Genomic DNA, 18,389 nt, shown 5'->3' with positions numbered 1-18,389 from the left:
AATCAAGTAAGAAAGCTAGCAAAAAGGTAAGGAAAATCCCACTGTCCTTTACCTAGTAAGAAGCAAGAAAAGTAACAAAGCCCGTCGCCCAGCGGGCTTTGTTATGTTTAACGCCTAACTTAAGTTTCAAACCGCATTTATCTTTCCCACCGCCATTATGTTTCATATCGTACTTATGCTTCAGACCGTACTTATGCGTCGAGCCAAACTAAATCATCTCTTTTTCCATAAACAGGCGACTCCCCACATACTACTGACCACTCGTTTAACAAACTTTTATTCGCTTAAAATTCAAACACTGTTTATATTAAACAAGCACTTGTGGAGTGAAGAAGGGATTAAAATGAGCATTTCTGGAGACAAAACATCGGTCGTGGTGGCTGGTGCAACCGGGTTAATTGGTCATCATGTGATGAAGTTGCTCATCGATGAACCCGCCGTTGATCATATCTATGCCCTATCTCGCCGAGCGTTAGATTCACAGTTTGATTCCAACAAGCTCCACACACTCATTCACAGCGACCTGCAAGTTACCAGTTGGGATGACACGAATGCGACGCCTAATCTTGGCGTTATCTGCTTAGGTACGACTAAGAAAAAGGCAGGATCAAAAGAAGCGCTTCGCAAAATCGATGTGGAACTGGTTAGCCAAGTCGCACAGTCGATGAAGTTTCTTGGGGTTCAACGCGTAGCGGTCGTTTCTAGCTATGGCGCTTCACCAGATTCCTATTCGCACTACCTTCGCTGTAAAGGACAAATGGAACAAAATTTAAAACGTATTGGCTTCAAGCAGCTTTTCATCGCACGCCCTGGGCCTCTGGTGGGTGAGCGTGATGAACCTAGAGCTGATGAAAAACTCCTGCAAAGTGTCTTTCCTCTGCTGTCTCCATTTATGCTTGGTAAGTTCAAAAACCTACGCCCTATTCAGTCGGAAGACGTAGCCAAAGCAATGTTGTTCCGGTTATTCGAAAATAATTTCCAAAATATCGAAATTTACTCGTCAAGTGACATGCTCAATTTATTGGCAAAATATCGCTAAAAAGCTCACCTATTCATCACAATGTTGAATATCCACCCATCCTATTGAGTGGATATTACTAATCGTTCTAATAAATTACTTTTCCTTATTTTACGTTTTGTTACAGGTCGCTACTGTAGCTAACAGTATTTGCGCCCATATATTTAAGCGCCCTATCGATTTAAAGAGATTCATAAGGAAAACAAATGTCATTTTCAGCTATCGCTGCCTTAGCGGTATTCACTGGTATCCTCTTTTTTCTCTACGGACAGCAGAAAAAAGAAAACACACTTTCTCGCCTCGTTTTACTCGGTTTAGTATTTGGTAGCGCATTTGGTCTTGGTCTACAGCTGTTATTTGGTGAAGGCAATCCGGTCATCAACGAAACACTAGACTGGGTAAATATTGTTGGCCGTGGTTATGTTGGCCTACTGAAAATGGTGATCATGCCATTAGTATTGGTTTCAATGATTGCAGCAGTAGTGAAGCTTGAAAAAGGCGGCTCACTGGGCAAGATTTCTGGTATCACCATTTCTGTACTGTTAGCAACAACCGCGATTTCTGCGATTGTTGGTATTGTTGTAACGCAAGCATTCGGCCTGTCTGCTGAAGGTTTAACAGAAGGCGCTCGCGAAACAGCACGTATCGCAACACTTGAAAGCCGCATCGGTAGCGTTTCAGACCTAACAATTCCACAAATGCTGATCAGCTTTATTCCGACTAACCCATTTGCAGACCTAACGGGGGCTCGCTCTACGTCTATCATCGCGGTTGTTATCTTTGGTGTGCTAACGGGCATCGCTGCTCGTAAAGTGATGGCAGAGAAAGAAGAACTAGAATCTCCAATCCGTACTTTCGTTGAAGCGTCACAATCTATCGTTATGCGCTTAGTTAAGATGATCATGGCACTAACGCCATACGGCATCGCAGCGTTAATGGCGAAGGTAGTTGCAACATCAAGTGCTTCTGACATCCTCAGCCTACTGGGTTTCATCGTTGCATCTTACGTTGCGATTCTACTGATGTTCGTCGTACACGGTGTGTTGGTTTCTTTTGTTGGTGTAAACCCGAAAGAGTACTTCCAAAAGATCTGGCCTGTACTGACGTTCGCTTTCACGTCTCGTAGTTCTGCAGCAACAATTCCACTGAACGTTGAAGCTCAAATCACTAAGCTAAACGTGCCACCAGCGATTGCTAACCTGTCTGCCTCTTTCGGTGCGACGATTGGTCAAAACGGTTGTGCGGGTATCTACCCTGCAATGCTAGCAGTCATGGTTGCGCCTACAGTTGGCATCGACCCAATGGACATCAACTTCATTCTGTCTCTGATTGCTATTATCACAGTGAGCTCATTCGGTATTGCTGGCGTAGGTGGCGGTGCAACGTTCGCGGCGCTTATCGTACTTCCTGCTATGGGCCTTCCTGTAACGATTGCAGCACTGCTTATCTCTATCGAGCCACTTATCGATATGGCACGTACGGCGCTTAACGTATCTGGTGCTATGACAGCCGGTACGATCACAAGCCGCCTATTAGGCAAGAAAGACAAGCAACAAGATCTGGAACAAGCGAACGCTTAATGGGTTCGATTGATTCAAGCACTTGAGTCTCGTTAAACAAAAAAACCGATGCACATGCATCGGTTTTTTATTATCTGTTACTTCTAACTTCCATTACTTCACGAGCAACAGCTTAGAACACAAGTTGAATGACTTTTTCGGCAAGTGCTTCATCGTCGTCTTCACTTAATCCGCTGACACCAATAGCGCCAATCACCTGCCCATTTAATTCAATGGGAACACCGCCTTTAAAGCCAGTGATCTTTGGGTCAGTCCAGTAACTTAAGTCTTTACCAGTTTCTCTCGCCCAAGCACCTAAGTTACCGCTTGGCTGTCTATCTCTTGCAGATGTATAAGCTTTGTTCTGTGCTAACAATCCGGCTTGAACACTCACATTATCCATGCGAATAAACGCCAGTAACTCACCGTGCGTATCACACACGCTCACCGCGATTGCTTGTTGATTACGCTCAGCAATGTCTAGAGCGTTAGACACCAGTTGTTGCGCGATCTTTTGATTCAACATATTCATTCCTTATGGCAGTGCTTGACCACGTGAGTACACGTATAGGTTGTACCACTCTTCACGAGACAGGTTTATCTGAGTCGCGACTGCCGAAGCTTTGATTCGCTCTAGATTTGTGGTGCCAATTACAGGTTGGATACGAGCAGGGTGACGAAGCAAAAATGCCAACACAATCGCTTCACTTTCTACGCCATATTGGTTCGCTAACTGAGCCACGTAGTGCGCTGTCTTTTTCACGTTTTCATGTTCTGAATACAAACCTTGCTCAGCAAATCGGCCTTGTGCCAAACAGCCCCAAGCTTGCAGTTGGATGTTATTCAATTGGCAATGTTCAAGAGTGCCTGCGGCGAAGTCTGATTGATGGTGCCCTTGCGAGTTAATCATCACCCCATCATTCAACCAATCCAATTTGGCTAAGCTCATCTCAACTTGATTCGCGACGATGGGTTGCCCAAGCGCAGATTGCAGGTACTGAATTTGATGGCTGTTCATGTTCGACACACCAAAATAATCGACCTTACCTTGCGCTTTTAAGTTCTCTAACGTTCTTGCTAGCTCATCGAGTTCCATCAAAGGATCAGGGCGGTGCAATAACAGCACATCAAGCTTTTCAGTATTCAATCGATTGAGAATACCGTCTACCGATTGGCCTACCCAATCAGCCGAGAAATCATAACGACCAACATTGCCCTCGCCTTCAAAACGAATCCCACACTTAGATTGAATGAACATCTGTTCACGCAGATCAGGCGCTTGTTGTAATGCTTGACCAAAGGCTTGCTCAGCTTTGCTGAAGGTATAGATATCCGCATGGTCGAATAAGTTAATGCCCGATTCTAGTGCGGTGCCGATTACGCTTCGTGTTTGAGCAACATCCGCACTCGTCACTGGATTATCATTCCAGCCACCACCTAACCCCATGCAGCCATAGGCAATTTGCCCAACATTCGGTAGATAATTTGATAATGGGATACGTTTTTTGTCATTCGTTTTGTTTGTAGATTCAGTGCTGTTCGTCATATCGATTCTCGCTTAGAAGATTTGCTGACCAGAAATATGCCTCTATCATATTGTTCTTTTTAAAAAACAGAATATGCTAGTTACGAAATGATTGTTTGATATGACGAACAATAGATTGGTAGGAACGCGCGAATGAACGAACACAAAAGAATAGAACGACTGATCCTGTTTGTAGAACTTGCTCAGCAACTCAACTTTACCAAGGCAGCCGAAAAGCTCGGTATCTCTAAGAGCTACCTTTCTGAACAGATCAAACGTTTAGAGAACGATTTACAGTGCCCGCTTTTGGTCAGAACCACTCGCAGTGTTCGTTTAACCCAAGAAGGCGAACGCGCGTTACAACAAGGCTTAACGATTCGCTCGCAAGTCTTACAGCTTGAACGCAGTGTTTCTGAGCAACACGACATCGTCAAAGGCCTATTACGCCTCACTGCGCCAAAGATGTTTACTGAGGTATATCTATTCGATATCTGCCAACAGTTTAGGCAGCAATACCCTGAGATTCGTTTCGAGATAAACAGTAGCTACACCAACTTTAATCTCAATCAAGATGATATCGATATCGCGTTTCGTGCCACCAATACGCCACCTGACAACATGGTGGCGAAACACTTGATTAGCTATCAACATGATTTAGTCGCGACTCCCGGTTATCTTAACCAATTTGGTCGCCCTACCAATGTGAGTGACTTAAGTGATCATCAATGCTTAGCAACTCTGCACCAAACCGAGTGGCCTTTAAAATCGGTAAATATTGATGTGTCCGGCTGGCTTTCAAGTAATGACAACCACCTGCTTAAGCAACAAGCTATGGCAGGCAGTGGCATCATCCGTATTGCAAGTTACTACGTTGCGAAAGAGGTCGAACTGGGAGAATTAGAGCGAGTGCTGCCTGATGAATGTCTGCAACAAGGCAACAGTATTTATCTGTTCTATCCGCAAGTTATTTATCCGGCAAAGAAACACCAAGTGTTCGTTAAATTTGTTCAGCATTACTTTGAAAGCTTAAGTCGATAAAATGATGCACAGCTCACTAGGGCTTGTTGGTTTCATCTGGCCAACATATTCGTCGTAGCGAGCTCTACTTCAACCTCTTCGGCTGAATGTGATACCAGTGAAAGTCGACTATATGGCCGATCTACTTTCAAGCCTACTCGTCCTAGTTCTTTTATTTTTTCTTGCTCTTACATTTACATTAATACCTAAACATTCACTCTAGGAATCGTTTTTTATTGACTTAAAAATGAAATCATAACGACACACTAATTTGCGTAACTTAGGGTGCAAATAGGCAATTAGATTACAGTGCCTATCAGGAGGATGTATGAAACCAAATCGATCTACGGGACTCACTGGACATATAAGACATTGCCCATGTTGTTCTACCGAACTGGTCATAAAAGACCACATTCACGTTTGCCCGCGCAATGAAATTGGCGACTGTTACTTCGATGGCTATGATCAACACGAACAGCGCGCTAATACCGATTTTATCGAGCATGCAAGTGCCAATGGTAGCCTTGTTTACGGCATGTCAGAACACTAAGCGTTATTCAAGATTTGTTGAAGTCATTTCGCGCCAAAAAAAATGCAGCGCCAATCGAGTGATTGTTCGCTGCATTCTTAGATCCTGTAAACTTAGCTCGCCATTAGAATGGAGCTAGGTAAAACGGATTACCACATTAGATCATCTGGGATCACGAAGTCTTTGTACGGGTCATCTTCGTCTACTTCGTCTGTGCTACCTGCCTGCGTATCAACGATAGATTCTTCGTCGCGCATAGCAATCTTGTTCGCTACTGCTGTTGGAATAACAACATAGCTCTCGCCTTGACGCGCGATACTTAGAATGCCTTTACTTAGTTGCTTTTGAGTCAGATCTTCTACGTAAAGGTATTTAACTAGCGTACCGTCGGTGAAGTTGTATTTGATCTCACCGTTCTTCTGTTCGATCTTGTTCATCTCAATCAGTTGCTTCACTTGAGCTTTAATTTCTTTGCTCAACTGTTGTTCTTTCAACTGTTGGTTTAGCTCTTTGTCTTTCGCTTGCTGCGCCAGTTTAGTTTCTTCAGCTGCCGCTTTTGCTTCACGAGACTGAACGCGAGACTTTTTAGAGCCTTTCTTCGCCTTCTTTAATTTTTTCTCATTTACCAAGCCAGCTTTAAGCATCTGCTCTTGGAGTGTTAACTTTGCCATGACTTTCCCAGTTCAGGATTAAAAACGGCACTATCATACCTGTTTTTGAGGTTTCTGTTTACTGAACAAGAGTAAATTACAGAACAATCGCAAAATTTATGCTGATAGCTCTAAGCTGTGTCCATATTCCCTTCTTGTTGCTCACAACCTCCACTTTACCGCGACACACAGTTTTCACTTAAGCACGCCAATATTGGCTGTTCCACCGACTCGAAAGCATTAACTGACCCTATTATTCGCGCGCTTACCACTTATCATTCCGATAAGACAATATGTTAATTTTCAATGGTTAATCAATTTTATAAAACCTTGGCATATATCTCATATTTGAATAAATGCCATAGAGTTATAACTCCAATGTCATAACTCTTGACTACGTTATTCTAGACATCAATCAATAAGGATAACGTAAACGATGAAAACTCAATGGACTTGGTTAGCTGCACTTGTGGCATCCACATCAATCGCTTCGACCTCTGCGATCGCAGACACCGACGTGTATCTCACCAATAACACCAATCAAGTGATGACCATTCAAGCCAACCACACTGGTACCGACCTACTTCAACTCGGTGATGAGTGGCAACAGCATGTTGAACAGATTGGTCCTTGGGAGACGAAGAAGCTGATAAGTTTCAACCGCTGGACTGGTGTGAAATCTGGGAAGACCTATGAGTTTGACACTGTGGTATCAAACGCTGTGGGCGAAAGTGTCACGCTCAACCAAACCATGAAGGGACATTGGTATAACTCGACACTGCAACATGGTTTGAGTGCCGCAGACGTCAACCTAACATTGCATGACGATCGTAATATTCATCGCAGCACAACCGATGCGTTCGGGGTCAATGCAGAGCTAGCCCTCAAAGCCGATTCTACAGCGCGCTATGATGATATTTATTACACCATCACCCCACCAAAAGTGGATGAGCAACCAGAGCCGGATGCCAATACACTCAAGGTCATGACTTACAACATCTGGGCGCTGCCTGCCATCGCTTCACATATTGGTGACCGCTATGACCTACTCCCTCAATATGTAAAGGGCTATGACGTGTTGGCGCTTCAAGAGGTGTTTGCTAACGGCAGAGATGAGTTCTTGCGTGAGCTTGCGAAAGAGTATCCTTATCAAACTAAAATGCTCGATAAAGATGGGATTAACATATACGACGGTGGTGTGATCATTGTCAGCCGCTATCCTATCGTTAATGAAGCGCAGTATGTTTTCCCTGATTGCACGGGCACAGATTGCTTTGCTGATAAAGGTGTTAACTACGCGGAAGTTATCAAGAATGGTCAGGCTTACCATGTTTTCGGTACCCACACGGCATCATTCGATACGGACACCGCTCGTGATTACCGACAACGTCAATTCAAGCAGATGCGTGCACTGGCGCAGTCTCTGAATATCCCGGCATCAGAAACTGTGGTTTACAGCGGTGACTTCAACGTGAACAAGCTCAAGTTCCCAGACGACTACCAACAGATGTTCGCTAACCTGCAAGCTGACGAACCAACCTACTCAGGTTACACCGCTTCTACCTTTGACCCACGCATCAACAACTTTGCGGGTGAACCTATGTCGGGTGGTGAAAACGTTGAGTATCTCGATTATGTGGTAGTGAGCTCGGAATATGCCGCCAAAGCTCATAACGACAATCGTGTGGATGTCCCAAGATCAACAAGCAGTGAGTTATGGAAGCACTACAACCTTTCAGACCACTTCCCTGTTAGCGCCGTCATTAAGTAACTCGGTGAACGCATAATGCATCGAGTTATATTAACCCTAATGCTCGTCTTAACGGCGAGCATTATTGGCTATTCTTGGTCATCAAAAACGAACGAAACAGCGCTATCTTCTGCTCAACACACAGAACCTAAGCCGCGTGTTTCTACGACAACTAATGACGATAATTCCACGCCTACTGCAACCGCTAGTTCGGAAAACTCCGCATCGCACAGCAATCAAGCCCAAGCTGGAGCACTGGACGGTAAAATTCTTGCTGAAAACTTGAGTGAGCTTGAAGGCAAGGCTTTGTTCGATGAACTCGATGGGTTCTGGAAGCTTTGCCAACAACGCGATGACTGCGCAAAGCAACTCGCACGATTGAAATCAGAATTGCCGGGCATATGGTTTGAGTTACTGAGCGACTATCCGCAGCTATCGGCTGACTGGCAATTAACACAAAGCACTATCCCACTTGAATCCATAGAGACTCTTGAAGATCGTGTTGCCTTATTCAAGCAATCTGCACAGCAAGTATGGGGAGAGTTGGCCCACCAGCTATTCGCTGACCAGTTTGCTCATCTGGATTTTACGCTTGACGCCAACACCCTTGAAGAGAACGAAGCGAGCCAGTTTTTGGCCAACTATCAAGATTTGCTTAGTGAATGGCAAAACAATACGGGCACGTTAAACGCCGAAACACAGCTTCAAAAATATGAACTGGCAGTATCTTTGATACCCAGCAGCTATAGCCCTGCTGAAGTAGCATCAGTCAAAGCCGACCTTCAAGATGCCTACTTAGATGAAGCGCAGGCCAGCAACATTGCCGCGCGAGAACAACAAGTCGCACAACAGCAACAAACCGTGATGAGTTATCACGTGCAACTGGATCAGCTCAAAGCGACCTTAGGCTCTCAGCGTTCATCAAGTTATGCCACTTGGACTCAACAAGATTGGGACAGTTACTATCAGCAGCAAGTCACCGATTTCAGAGAACAGTTTTTTAGCAAGTAACGCTTTAACTTAAACCGTCACGAAACTGCGCGGGCGTTTTATTAAGCCAACCTTTAAACGCCCTTCTGAAATTTGCGGGGTCGCTATAACCGAGCCTTTCACCGATATCATCGATACTCATGGTTGTGCCGAGTAACAGCTCTTTGGCCAGTTCCACTCGAACTTCGGTAAGCAATATTTGATAACTGGAATCATGGGTCACTAGCTCTCGCCTGAGTGTACGAGAGCTACAACCAAACTCATCCGCGAGTTGTTCAATATTCGGGAAACTGCCTGCGGTTTGATAAAAGATCGTTTTGATTTGGTTAGTCAGCAGATGCTCAGAGTCCAGCGTTTCCACTATCGACTGGCAAGACGCAAGATAGCGCTTCAGTGTTGCGGCATCATGAGTCAATAAGGTTTGTGATAAAACCGAGGCATCAAAACGCAGTTCACAATGGTTTTGTTCAAAAATCACCGGGCACTGGAAACGCTCGTCATAAAGCTTGGTGTAATTAGGGCGAGCATAAGGCAAAGCCAAAGTATGAATATCCAACTCATGACCAGTCAGTTCTTTGAACAAAGAGACGATTGAACTCAAGAAATACTCACTGCAGAAAGGTAGCAGATCGCCCACTTCCAAGGTGTTCTCAATCTGAATCACTGCTTGCTCGGAATCTAGAAATAATTTAACCGAGAAAATAGGACCATTCAGGCGCAGATATTTAAAGCCCGACTTGATGGCCTCCCCGACATTTTGACTGGTCGATAGCGCATAACCCAACACACCAAAGTGGCTCAAGCTAGCGTGTTCCCCCAGCCAAAGCCCTAAGCCATCGTGAGGAAAGCTCTGATTCGCCGCGCTAAATAACGCAAGTTTATCAGCGTAAGTCAGCTTTCCATTCGGGTCTCGCCAATCCATGTTCGGCAAACCCACATCATTGAGTAGCCTTTCAATATCGATACCTCGTTGCTCTAACGTATTCAACAGCAGCGCGATATCTAATGTACCCAACTGATGCCGATGTCCGGTCGGCTTATACTCCGCAATAATCTCCAATCGTCTCTCCTTATATCGAGCCCATTCCCATAAACATGACTACTCAGCTTCAACAACACTACTAACAAAATCGTGATTGGTAACGCGCTCTTGTCCGAATATGACCTCCCAATTCTACGCTACTCATCGCACAATGGCTTTAGTTGTTAAATTAATGTGAACCATCGCAATGATAAAAACGAACCCAGCCCCACACAGTTTGATTGATTCTAATGGTCAGCCGATCATTGGACATTTCGATGGCATCCCCAAACACCTGAACATCGAGAGCTTTGACTACCGAAACTCGATGGATGCAAAAGCAAATCTTTGGCAGAAGCACTTCCACTACAAACAATTTCAATTTGTCAGCATCGTCACCGACACGCACATTATTGGTGTCGCTATCGCGGATATTCGCTACTTGGGCTCGGCATTTTGTTATCTGTACGATATTGAAAACAACCATCTAGAAGAGTCATCTTGGTTGAGGCCATTAGGGTTTGATAAACAAGTTACCGCTTCGCCATTTGAAGGCAAGACAAGCATTGCAGGCCAAAGCATTGCTTTCGATATCGAAGGCGGGCAATGGCAAGTTCGATTGAATACCAAACTCATCAAGGCCGATATCGCTTTAGAGCCTAAAGCCGACAGCTTGCCCTTGGCGATGTGCAGCCCAACGGGTTATTCAGGTTGGACTTACACCCAAAAGCACAATGCTTTGCGCATCAGCGGTGAAATCCAAATCAAGGGAGAATCACTCGTTCTTGAACAAGCTCGTGCCGGTTATGACTTTTCAGCGGGTTACATGAGACGTGAAACCAGTTGGCGCTGGGCAAGCATCAACACGCAATCCAATGGGACAGATATTGGCTTGAACCTCGCAGCAGGCGTCAATGAAACCGGAGGCTGCGAGAACGTTTTATGGATCAATGGAACTCGGCACTTACTTAACCCGGTACAGTTTGCGTTTAGTCGCCAAGACACCAATTTACCTTGGCAGATAACATCACAAGATGGACGTATAAACCTGACCTTTACGCCCTTAAATAATCGCAGCGAAAAGCTCAATTTATGGCTGTTAAAAAGTAACTTTCGTCAGTTCATTGGTCACTTTTCTGGCTCGATTGAAGACAACAATGGAGTGACACATCAACTCGATGGTGTTCTTGGCCTAACAGAAGATCACTTTGCTCGCTGGTAGCGAAATTTTGCTAACTGAATTTCAGGCGAGCAAGTCTAAGTAAACTTGATACTAAGAACGCGTATGGCGTCTCAACAAGGATAAAACATGAATATCGACGCATTAATCAATTACCCAGAATGGCTACTGCTGGTATTAGCGCCCTTGTTCGTGGTGTGCATGTTGGCTGAGTATTTTATCGGTCAGAAGCAAGGTCGACTGCCTGATAACTCCAGCTATAAGCTTTCAGAAGTGATGTGTAATTTCACGCTGGCGGGAATGCATCAACTCTCCGATTTGCTCACCGGGTTATTGGTCGTGCAGCTGTATCTTTGGCTATTCGGCTGGCGCTTAATGGACATTGAAATGGGCGTGCTGAGTTTCATTGTATTGATGGTGTTGCAAGACTTTTGCTATTACTGGTTCCACAGAGCAAGCCATCGTGTTCGCTGGATGTGGGCAGCACACGTCGCGCACCACAGCTCAGAACAGATGAACTTCAGTACGGCTTTCCGTCAAAGCTTAATGTACCCACTTGCTGGGATGTGGCTATTCTGGGTACCGTTGGTCATCATAGGTTTTGACCCTAAATGGGTCATCTTTGTGGTGCTTCTGAATCTAGGTTTGCAGTTCTTTGTCCATACACAATGGATACGAAGCTTGGGACCACTTGAATACATCTTTAACACCCCTTCGCATCATCGAGTACATCACGGCAAAAACCCGCAATACATCGATAAGAACTACGCCGGTGTTTTGATCATTTGGGATAAGTTGTTTGGTACGTTCGAACCTGAAGTTGAAACCGTGCGTTACGGCGTCACCAAACCCGTGAACAGTTTTAATCCGATAGTGGTCACCTTTCAAGAATGGAAGGCCATATTCAAAGATTTGAAGAACCGAGAGTTAACCATGAAGCAGAAAGTCCAGTTGATACTCTCGCCTCCATCGGATTAAACGGACGATAGACAGATTGTATTAACTAAGAAACCGCCTCAATTGGTTTCAAAACCTTCCCCACTGACTCGATTGAATAGTAAAGCACCGTTTTCCGGCAATTTATTTGTGATCTGGGTTGCACGCGTACCGCATACTATCAGATACTGAACAAAACTAACCTTCAGCCACAGTAAACGTTCCGCGCTTGCTGTTCAGGAAATTCAATGAGTTCAGATAATCAGCCAACCTACTTCTTTTTCGATTACGAAACATGGGGCGTTAGCCCAGCAAAAGACCGTCCGAGTCAGTTTGCGGGTGTTCGTACCGACCAAGATTTCAATGTTATTGGAGAGCCTCTGGTTATCTATTGCCAACCTCCCGCTGATTACCTCCCTGCGCCTGAAGCTGCACTGATCACCCGTATCACACCACAAAAAGCGGCTTCACAAGGTCTTCCTGAACCAGAGTTTATCGCTAAGATCCATGCTGAGTTAGCCAAACCAAACACCACAAGCCTTGGCTACAACAGTATTCGATTCGATGACGAGGTAACGCGTTACACCTGCTACCGAAACTTCATCGACCCATATGCGTGGAGCTGGCAGAACGGCAACTCGCGTTGGGATTTATTAGATGTAATGCGCGCTGTTCACGCACTGCGCCCTGAAGGCATTGTTTGGCCAGAGAACGAAGAAGGTTATCCAAGCTTCAAACTGGAACACCTATCTGTGGCAAACGGCATTGAACATGAGAACGCGCACGATGCGATGGCCGATGTTATTGCGACCATCGAGTTAGCGAAGAAGCTGAAAGCTGCGCAACCTAAGATGTTCGATTACCTTTACAACATGCGTCATAAGCGTAAGCTGAATGATCTGGTTGATATCGTAAACATGACACCATTAATGCACGTTTCAGGCATGTTTGGCCGTGACTGCAACTACACCAGCTGGATTGTGCCTATGGCTTGGCACCCAACCAATCAAAATGCGGTTATCGTGGTTGATTTAGCCAAAGATCCAAGCCCACTGTTAGAACTGGACGCTGATGAACTCAGAGAAAGGCTCTATACCAAACGCAGTGAACTGGGTGAAGACGAACTACCCGTACCCATCAAATTGGTTCAGCTAAACAAGTGCCCTATTCTTGCTCCAGCCAAAACGCTAACGGCTGAAAATGCTGAAACCATCGGTATCGATCGCCAACAATGCCTGAAAAACTTGGCACTGCTGCGCGAACACCCAGAGATCCGCGAAAAACTGATCGGCCTGTATTCACAAGAGCGCGAGTACGAAAAGAGTGATGATGTTGATACACACCTTTACGACGGTTTCTTTTCACCTGCTGATAAAACAGCGATGAACATCATTCGCGAAACTGACCCGAACAACTTGGCGGCTTTGGATATCACCTTCAGTGACGAACGAATTAAACCGTTACTGTTCCGTTACCGTGCGCGTAACTTCCCATGGACGCTCGACGAAGCTGAGCAATTGAAATGGGCGAACCATTGTCGTGAGTTTTATGAGTGCCGTTTAGAAGAGTACATGCTCAACCTTGAAAACCTCGCGCACGAACATGAAAGCGACGAGAAGAAAATGGCTATCTTGAAGGCGGTTTATCAGTACGTAGAAAAGTTAGCTAGCTAATTCCATTATCAAGAGACGTAACACTTTGAAAGAAAGATTGATCCAACTGGTTTACTGCTTAATCTCCTTCACCTTAATCATAGGTGCACTTACAGCAGGTAACGCGTTACAGCACTTTTTGGATACCTCAATCCCTGGCAGTATTTTTGGCATGTTGATTCTGTTTGCCGCCATGGTGATTGGTATTGTTCCTTCGCACTGGGTACAACCCGGCGCAAGCTTAATTATCCGCCTAATGATCTTACTGTTTGTTCCGATCAGTGTTGGGTTGATGGATCACTTCGACATGCTCATCGCGAACGCATTGCCAATTATGGCGAGCGCCGTTGGTGGCACATTATTGGTGTTAGTATCCTTATCATGGTTCTTAGACCGCTTGCTTTCGAGAGGTAACTGATCATGTGGATTCTACTCACCATCGTGGTATTCCTATTTGCTCGCTGGGTAAGTCAAAAAGTAAACTCGCCGCTGTGTAACCCCCTGCTTATCAGCATTGGTATCATCATTCCGATTCTCACGTTCTTTAGAGTACCGTTTGAGACTTACTATGCTGACAACACTTGGATTACCTACATGCTGCAGCCTGCGGTTGTTGCACTTGCTTACCCACTTTATGAGCAGCTACCTCAAATCAGAGCCAACTGGCGCATCATTACCTTTGCGTGCACGCTAGGCAGTGTGATGTCGATGACAACAACGGCAGTGATCGCAGTAGCATTTAAAGCGGACTTAACTTTGATTGCGAGCTTGTTAGGCAAATCAGTCACCACGCCAATTGCAATGGAAGTATCGAGCCATTTAGGTGGTGAAGCAGCGATTGCGGCAATACTGGTATTGATTGTGGGTCTATTTGGGGCAATTTTTGCTTACCCAATCTACAACCTCATTGGTATTAAGAGCCCGATCGCCCGTGGTTTAACCATGGGTACCGTGTCTCACGCTTTAGGCACCGCGACTTGTGCGGAAAAGAATCAGGAAGATGCAGCATTCAGTTCTTTGGCTCTTGTGCTTTGTGGCGTCATTACCTCAATCATCGCACCGAGTATATTTTCGCTCGTGGTTTGGTTCTACTCTTAACCTAAACGATCACTACGCGATTCAGCCCAACCAGAATGCTGTTTATTACAGTGTCTGTTTGGGCTTTTTATTCGCATTTATTTAGCAATAGCAGTCAAGTCACGGTCTTTTACGAGCAATAAGTGCGATATCAGCTGTATAAATGGCTCTTGTAATCGATTTCAAGTGTGACCTCACTCTAATTATGCAAACCAATGTAACAACAACAACGCAGTAGTGATAAAGGTCACAGAAAATTCCTGAGCATTGCATAGAATTAAAGCCTAAGGTCAATTAAGGATTCAACATGAACAGTCGTATTACCCTGGCGCTGGAAAGTGCTCCAACAGCAATCAAAGCACTTTTGAGTGACATCGTATTAGCAGACAACTTTGACGCGACATTGTCTCCAGAACAATTTGCTAGCCTACTGCAAGCAAGTGGTCTAGCGGATGACGAGCTACGTATTGCGCTACTTCCTTTTGCCGCAGCGTATTCTTACGCTCCGTTATCTGACTTTTATGTTGGTGCTATCGTGCGTGGTTTGTCTGGTACTCTGTATTTTGGTGCAAACCTTGAAATTGCTGGTGCTCAACTTGGCCAAACAGTACACGCTGAGCAATCTGCAATCAGCCACGCTTGGATGAAAGGCGAGCAAGGTATCTCAGATATCACCATCAACTTCAGTCCTTGTGGTCACTGTCGTCAATTCATGAACGAACTGACAACAGCAAAAGAACTTAAAGTTCAGCTTCCACAACGTGATGAAATGTCTCTGCAAGAGTACCTACCAGACTCGTTCGGCCCTGCTGATTTAGGGGTAACAACTGGCCTAATGACAAAGCTTGATCATAAGTACACGACCGAAGAAACAACACCTATTGTTGTAGAGGCGCTAGCAGCACTAAACCGCAGCCATGCTCCTTACACCAAAAACCTAAGTGGTGTTTCATTACAACTGACGTCAGGTGAGATTTTCACGGGTGCTTACGCAGAAAATGCAGCGTTCAACCCGAGCCTACCTCCTCTGCAAGTCGCGTTAATTCAACTTAAACTGGCTGGCTTCGATTTCGAACAAATTGAAAGTGCTGCTTTGGTTGAAATCGCAGAAGGTAGCATCAGTCACCTAGCGGATACGCAATCTACATTAGAAGCGATTAATCCCGACATTCCAGTGACTTACTTAGCAATCTAAGTACATCTGATTAACATAAATTCAAATAATCAGCCCTATTTAACAGGGCTGATTTTTTTATGCCTGTAATTAACGCAACAACTTGCGCAAACGTTTGCTTTTATCATTGAAATAAGTATGATCACCCCGTTTTCAATCAATCGTTCAAAAGATCGGAAGGAATTTCTATGTTTGGTACTGCTACTCGTGAAAATGCTACTCGTGTACTTCTATTAGGTTCAGGTGAACTCGGCAAAGAAGTTGCTATCGAGTGCCAACGTTTAGGTTTGGAAGTTATTGCTTGTGACCGTTATGCAGACGCACCAGCGATGCAAGTTGCGCATCGTAGCCATGTATTAGACATGTTAGACGGCGATGCACTTCAAGCGATCATTGAACTAGAAAAGCCAGATTATGTGGTTCCTGAAATTGAAGCTATTGCCACCAGCAAGTTGGTAGAGCTAGAAGCGCAAGGCTTAAATGTCGTTCCAACTGCGAATGCGACCAAGCTAACGATGAACCGCGAAGGTATCCGTCGTCTAGCGGCAGAAGAACTAAAACTGAGCACTTCTCCTTACCGCTTCGCAGACACCTTTGAAGATTTCTCAGCCGCTGTTGAATTCGTGGGCATGCCTTGCGTTGTTAAGCCAGTAATGAGCTCTTCAGGTAAAGGCCAAAGCGTTATCAAAACAGAGGAAGACATTCAGAAGTCTTGGGACTACGCACAAGAAGGCGGTCGTACTGGCGCGGGTCGTGTAATCGTTGAAGGCTTCATCGACTTCGATTACGAAATTACGCTACTTACCGTTCGCGCAGTCGATGGTGTTCACTTCTGTGCGCCTATCGGTCACCGCCAAGAAGACGGTGATTACCGCGAATCATGGCAGCCACAAGTGATGTCAGACAACGCACTTAAAGCGGCGCAATACACGGCTGAACAAGTGGTTAATGCACTAGGTGGCCACGGTATCTTTGGTGTCGAGCTGTTTGTTAAAGGCGATCACGTTATCTTCAACGAAGTATCCCCTCGCCCACACGATACAGGCCTAGTAACATTGATGTCTCAAGACTCATCGGAATTCGCACTGCACGTACGAGCCTTTACGGGTATGCCGATCAAATCCATCACGCAATACGGCCCTTGTGCATCAGCGGTTATTCTAGGCCAAGGCACTTCAACTAACATTCGTTTTGAAGGTCTTACAGAGGCGCTAGACGCACCACAAACACAAGTTCGCCTGTTTGGTAAGCCTGATATCGATGGTCGCCGTCGTTTAGGTGTGGCGCTTACTCGTCGCAACAGCACTGAGACAGCGATTGAAGATGCAATTGAGAGCGCGTCAAAAGTAAAAGTGATTTACTAACCTGCTATTCAATTCTGAACAATCACGAGTTCAAATCTGAACAATAAAAAAGACGGGCTATCGAGCCCGTCTTTTTGTTGGTGTTATCTGTTGGCTTAACTAAGCAGACTGAACTTAAGCGTCTGACTCAATCAAATACACTTCTTCACAGAAGCGAGACAAACCTTTCTTAGCAATCTTCGGATGTTCATCGTCTGCGATGTCCTGATTCAACAATGTGATCTTATAACCTGCGAACAACTGATCGATTTCTAGCTTAGGCACGCTAAACGGAGGCCCAGCCATTTCGTTTTGGTCGTAATCCAGTGTTACCAAAAGAATCTTACCACCCGGTTTCAGTAGCTGTTTCAAACGCTCGACATACTGCACTCGCATCTCTTCAGGCAATGCCACTAAAGAAGCTCGGTCATAAATAATGTCAACAGGCTGAATAGGCGCTGTGAAGTAGTCTCCCGTGTAAACACTCAATTCATCGAATTGGTAAAGCTCATGCTGACCACTGATTTGAGTCACCGTCGGCGTGTAAAAATGCTCTGAGAAAAATGCGCGTACCGCGATTTGGCTAAGCTCAACCCCTTGAACCTCTTCATGCTTAGACGCTAACCAAATCAGATCTTCGCTTTTGCCACAAAGTGGTACAAACACACTCTTCTCGTAGCTAGGCTCAGTCTTTTCCCAAAATTTAATCAGAAGTGGGTTTACATCTTCGAGGTGGAAACCAATTTGGTTGGCTGCCCATTTATTGTGCCAAAATTCAGGATTATTCATCTTTCGTTCATGTTAAACAGTCATAATGCAAGGGTACAGTATAGAGAGGTAAGAGCAACCTTAGCTTGGTTTAAAGTACCAAATTGGTTTCGATAAAGTCAGAAACTGGCTAAGTTCAAAGTTCTGATAATTGCGGAACTAACGGTTGGATTATTTGTCTATATCTTCACATTTTAAAG

General features: G+C 45.0%; 18 protein-coding genes. 13 read left to right on the top strand and 5 right to left on the bottom strand.

The annotated features are described in order from the left end of the window. Positions 1–343: 343 nt before the first annotated feature. Positions 344–1,039, top strand: a complete 696-nt coding sequence (locus BCU07_RS05180; RefSeq protein WP_017059149.1) for an NAD-dependent epimerase/dehydratase family protein — start codon at positions 344–346, stop codon at positions 1,037–1,039. 185 nt (positions 1,040–1,224) lie between these two features. Next, positions 1,225–2,598 carry an L-cystine transporter gene (locus BCU07_RS05175; RefSeq protein ID WP_017059148.1) on the top strand — a complete coding sequence of 458 codons (1,374 nt, stop codon included), beginning with the start codon at positions 1,225–1,227 and terminating at the stop codon, positions 2,596–2,598. 112 nt (positions 2,599–2,710) lie between these two features. Here BCU07_RS05175 and BCU07_RS05170 read toward each other — a convergent pair whose 3' ends face one another. Next, a complete protein-coding gene (locus tag BCU07_RS05170) occupies positions 2,711–3,103 on the bottom strand; it encodes a GlcG/HbpS family heme-binding protein (RefSeq protein ID WP_017066157.1) in 393 nt (130 codons plus the stop codon). Between the two features lie 9 nt (positions 3,104–3,112). Further along, positions 3,113–4,123 carry an aldo/keto reductase gene (locus tag BCU07_RS05165; protein ID WP_017059146.1) on the bottom strand — a complete coding sequence of 337 codons (1,011 nt, stop codon included), beginning with the start codon at positions 4,121–4,123 and terminating at the stop codon, positions 3,113–3,115. Positions 4,124–4,255: 132 nt separating this feature from the next. Here BCU07_RS05165 and BCU07_RS05160 point away from each other — a divergent pair, with 132 nt between their 5' ends. After that, complete coding sequence (locus BCU07_RS05160) at positions 4,256–5,140, top strand: LysR family transcriptional regulator (protein WP_017068270.1); 885 nt, start codon at positions 4,256–4,258, stop codon at positions 5,138–5,140. A 307-nt stretch (positions 5,141–5,447) separates the two neighbouring features. After that, entirely contained in the window at positions 5,448–5,669 is a 222-nt protein-coding gene (locus tag BCU07_RS05155; protein ID WP_102427808.1) for a hypothetical protein, read from the top strand. Positions 5,670–5,797: 128 nt separating this feature from the next. Here BCU07_RS05155 and BCU07_RS05150 read toward each other — a convergent pair whose 3' ends face one another. Continuing rightward, a complete protein-coding gene (locus BCU07_RS05150) occupies positions 5,798–6,319 on the bottom strand; it encodes a DUF2058 domain-containing protein (RefSeq protein WP_016786196.1) in 522 nt (173 codons plus the stop codon). A 415-nt stretch (positions 6,320–6,734) separates the two neighbouring features. Between BCU07_RS05150 and BCU07_RS05145 the strand changes: the two genes are divergently transcribed. Both BCU07_RS05145 and BCU07_RS05140 read left to right on the top strand, forming a co-directional pair. Continuing rightward, positions 6,735–8,069: a sphingomyelin phosphodiesterase gene (locus tag BCU07_RS05145; protein ID WP_102427807.1), complete on the top strand. Its 1,335-nt coding sequence runs from the start codon at positions 6,735–6,737 to the stop codon at positions 8,067–8,069. Between the two features lie 39 nt (positions 8,070–8,108). Then, the gene (locus BCU07_RS05140) at positions 8,109–9,059 is read left to right on the top strand and encodes a chromosome partitioning protein ParA (RefSeq protein ID WP_102427806.1); all 951 of its coding nucleotides are present in this window, start codon (positions 8,109–8,111) and stop codon (positions 9,057–9,059) included. A 4-nt stretch (positions 9,060–9,063) separates the two neighbouring features. Here BCU07_RS05140 and BCU07_RS05135 read toward each other — a convergent pair whose 3' ends face one another. Continuing rightward, a complete protein-coding gene (locus tag BCU07_RS05135; RefSeq protein ID WP_102427805.1) occupies positions 9,064–10,098 on the bottom strand; it encodes an AraC family transcriptional regulator in 1,035 nt (344 codons plus the stop codon). A gap of 169 nt (positions 10,099–10,267) precedes the next feature. On the opposite strand from BCU07_RS05135, the gene BCU07_RS05130 reads away from it, so the two are divergent. The 7 genes from BCU07_RS05130 (at position 10,268) to purT (ending at position 17,442) form a co-directional block, all read left to right on the top strand. After that, on the top strand, positions 10,268–11,281 hold the full coding sequence (locus BCU07_RS05130; protein WP_102427804.1) for a DUF2804 domain-containing protein: 1,014 nt from the start codon (positions 10,268–10,270) through the stop codon (positions 11,279–11,281). Between the two features lie 87 nt (positions 11,282–11,368). Next, positions 11,369–12,217 (top strand): sterol desaturase family protein, encoded by an 849-nt coding sequence (locus tag BCU07_RS05125; RefSeq protein ID WP_102427803.1) that lies wholly within the window; start codon positions 11,369–11,371, stop codon positions 12,215–12,217. A gap of 206 nt (positions 12,218–12,423) precedes the next feature. Continuing rightward, a complete protein-coding gene (gene sbcB, locus BCU07_RS05120) occupies positions 12,424–13,848 on the top strand; it encodes an exodeoxyribonuclease I (protein WP_017070926.1) in 1,425 nt (474 codons plus the stop codon). A 25-nt stretch (positions 13,849–13,873) separates the two neighbouring features. Next, positions 13,874–14,245 (top strand): CidA/LrgA family protein, encoded by a 372-nt coding sequence (locus BCU07_RS05115; protein ID WP_004734867.1) that lies wholly within the window; start codon positions 13,874–13,876, stop codon positions 14,243–14,245. A 2-nt stretch (positions 14,246–14,247) separates the two neighbouring features. After that, the gene (locus BCU07_RS05110; protein WP_017059134.1) at positions 14,248–14,925 is read left to right on the top strand and encodes an LrgB family protein; all 678 of its coding nucleotides are present in this window, start codon (positions 14,248–14,250) and stop codon (positions 14,923–14,925) included. A 286-nt stretch (positions 14,926–15,211) separates the two neighbouring features. After that, on the top strand, positions 15,212–16,099 hold the full coding sequence (gene cdd, locus BCU07_RS05105; RefSeq protein ID WP_065676922.1) for a cytidine deaminase: 888 nt from the start codon (positions 15,212–15,214) through the stop codon (positions 16,097–16,099). A gap of 167 nt (positions 16,100–16,266) precedes the next feature. Then, entirely contained in the window at positions 16,267–17,442 is a 1,176-nt protein-coding gene (gene purT / locus BCU07_RS05100) for a formate-dependent phosphoribosylglycinamide formyltransferase (RefSeq protein ID WP_017059132.1), read from the top strand. 114 nt (positions 17,443–17,556) lie between these two features. Here purT and BCU07_RS05095 read toward each other — a convergent pair whose 3' ends face one another. Beyond that, positions 17,557–18,210: a thiopurine S-methyltransferase gene (locus BCU07_RS05095; RefSeq protein ID WP_102427802.1), complete on the bottom strand. Its 654-nt coding sequence runs from the start codon at positions 18,208–18,210 to the stop codon at positions 17,557–17,559. Positions 18,211–18,389: the final 179 nt, after the last annotated feature.

Origin of the sequence: Vibrio sp. 10N.261.54.E10 (assembly GCF_002877735.2) — a bacterium.
Classification (GTDB): domain Bacteria; phylum Pseudomonadota; class Gammaproteobacteria; order Enterobacterales; family Vibrionaceae; genus Vibrio; species Vibrio crassostreae_C.
This window is presented reverse-complemented; position numbering and strand designations above follow the sequence as displayed.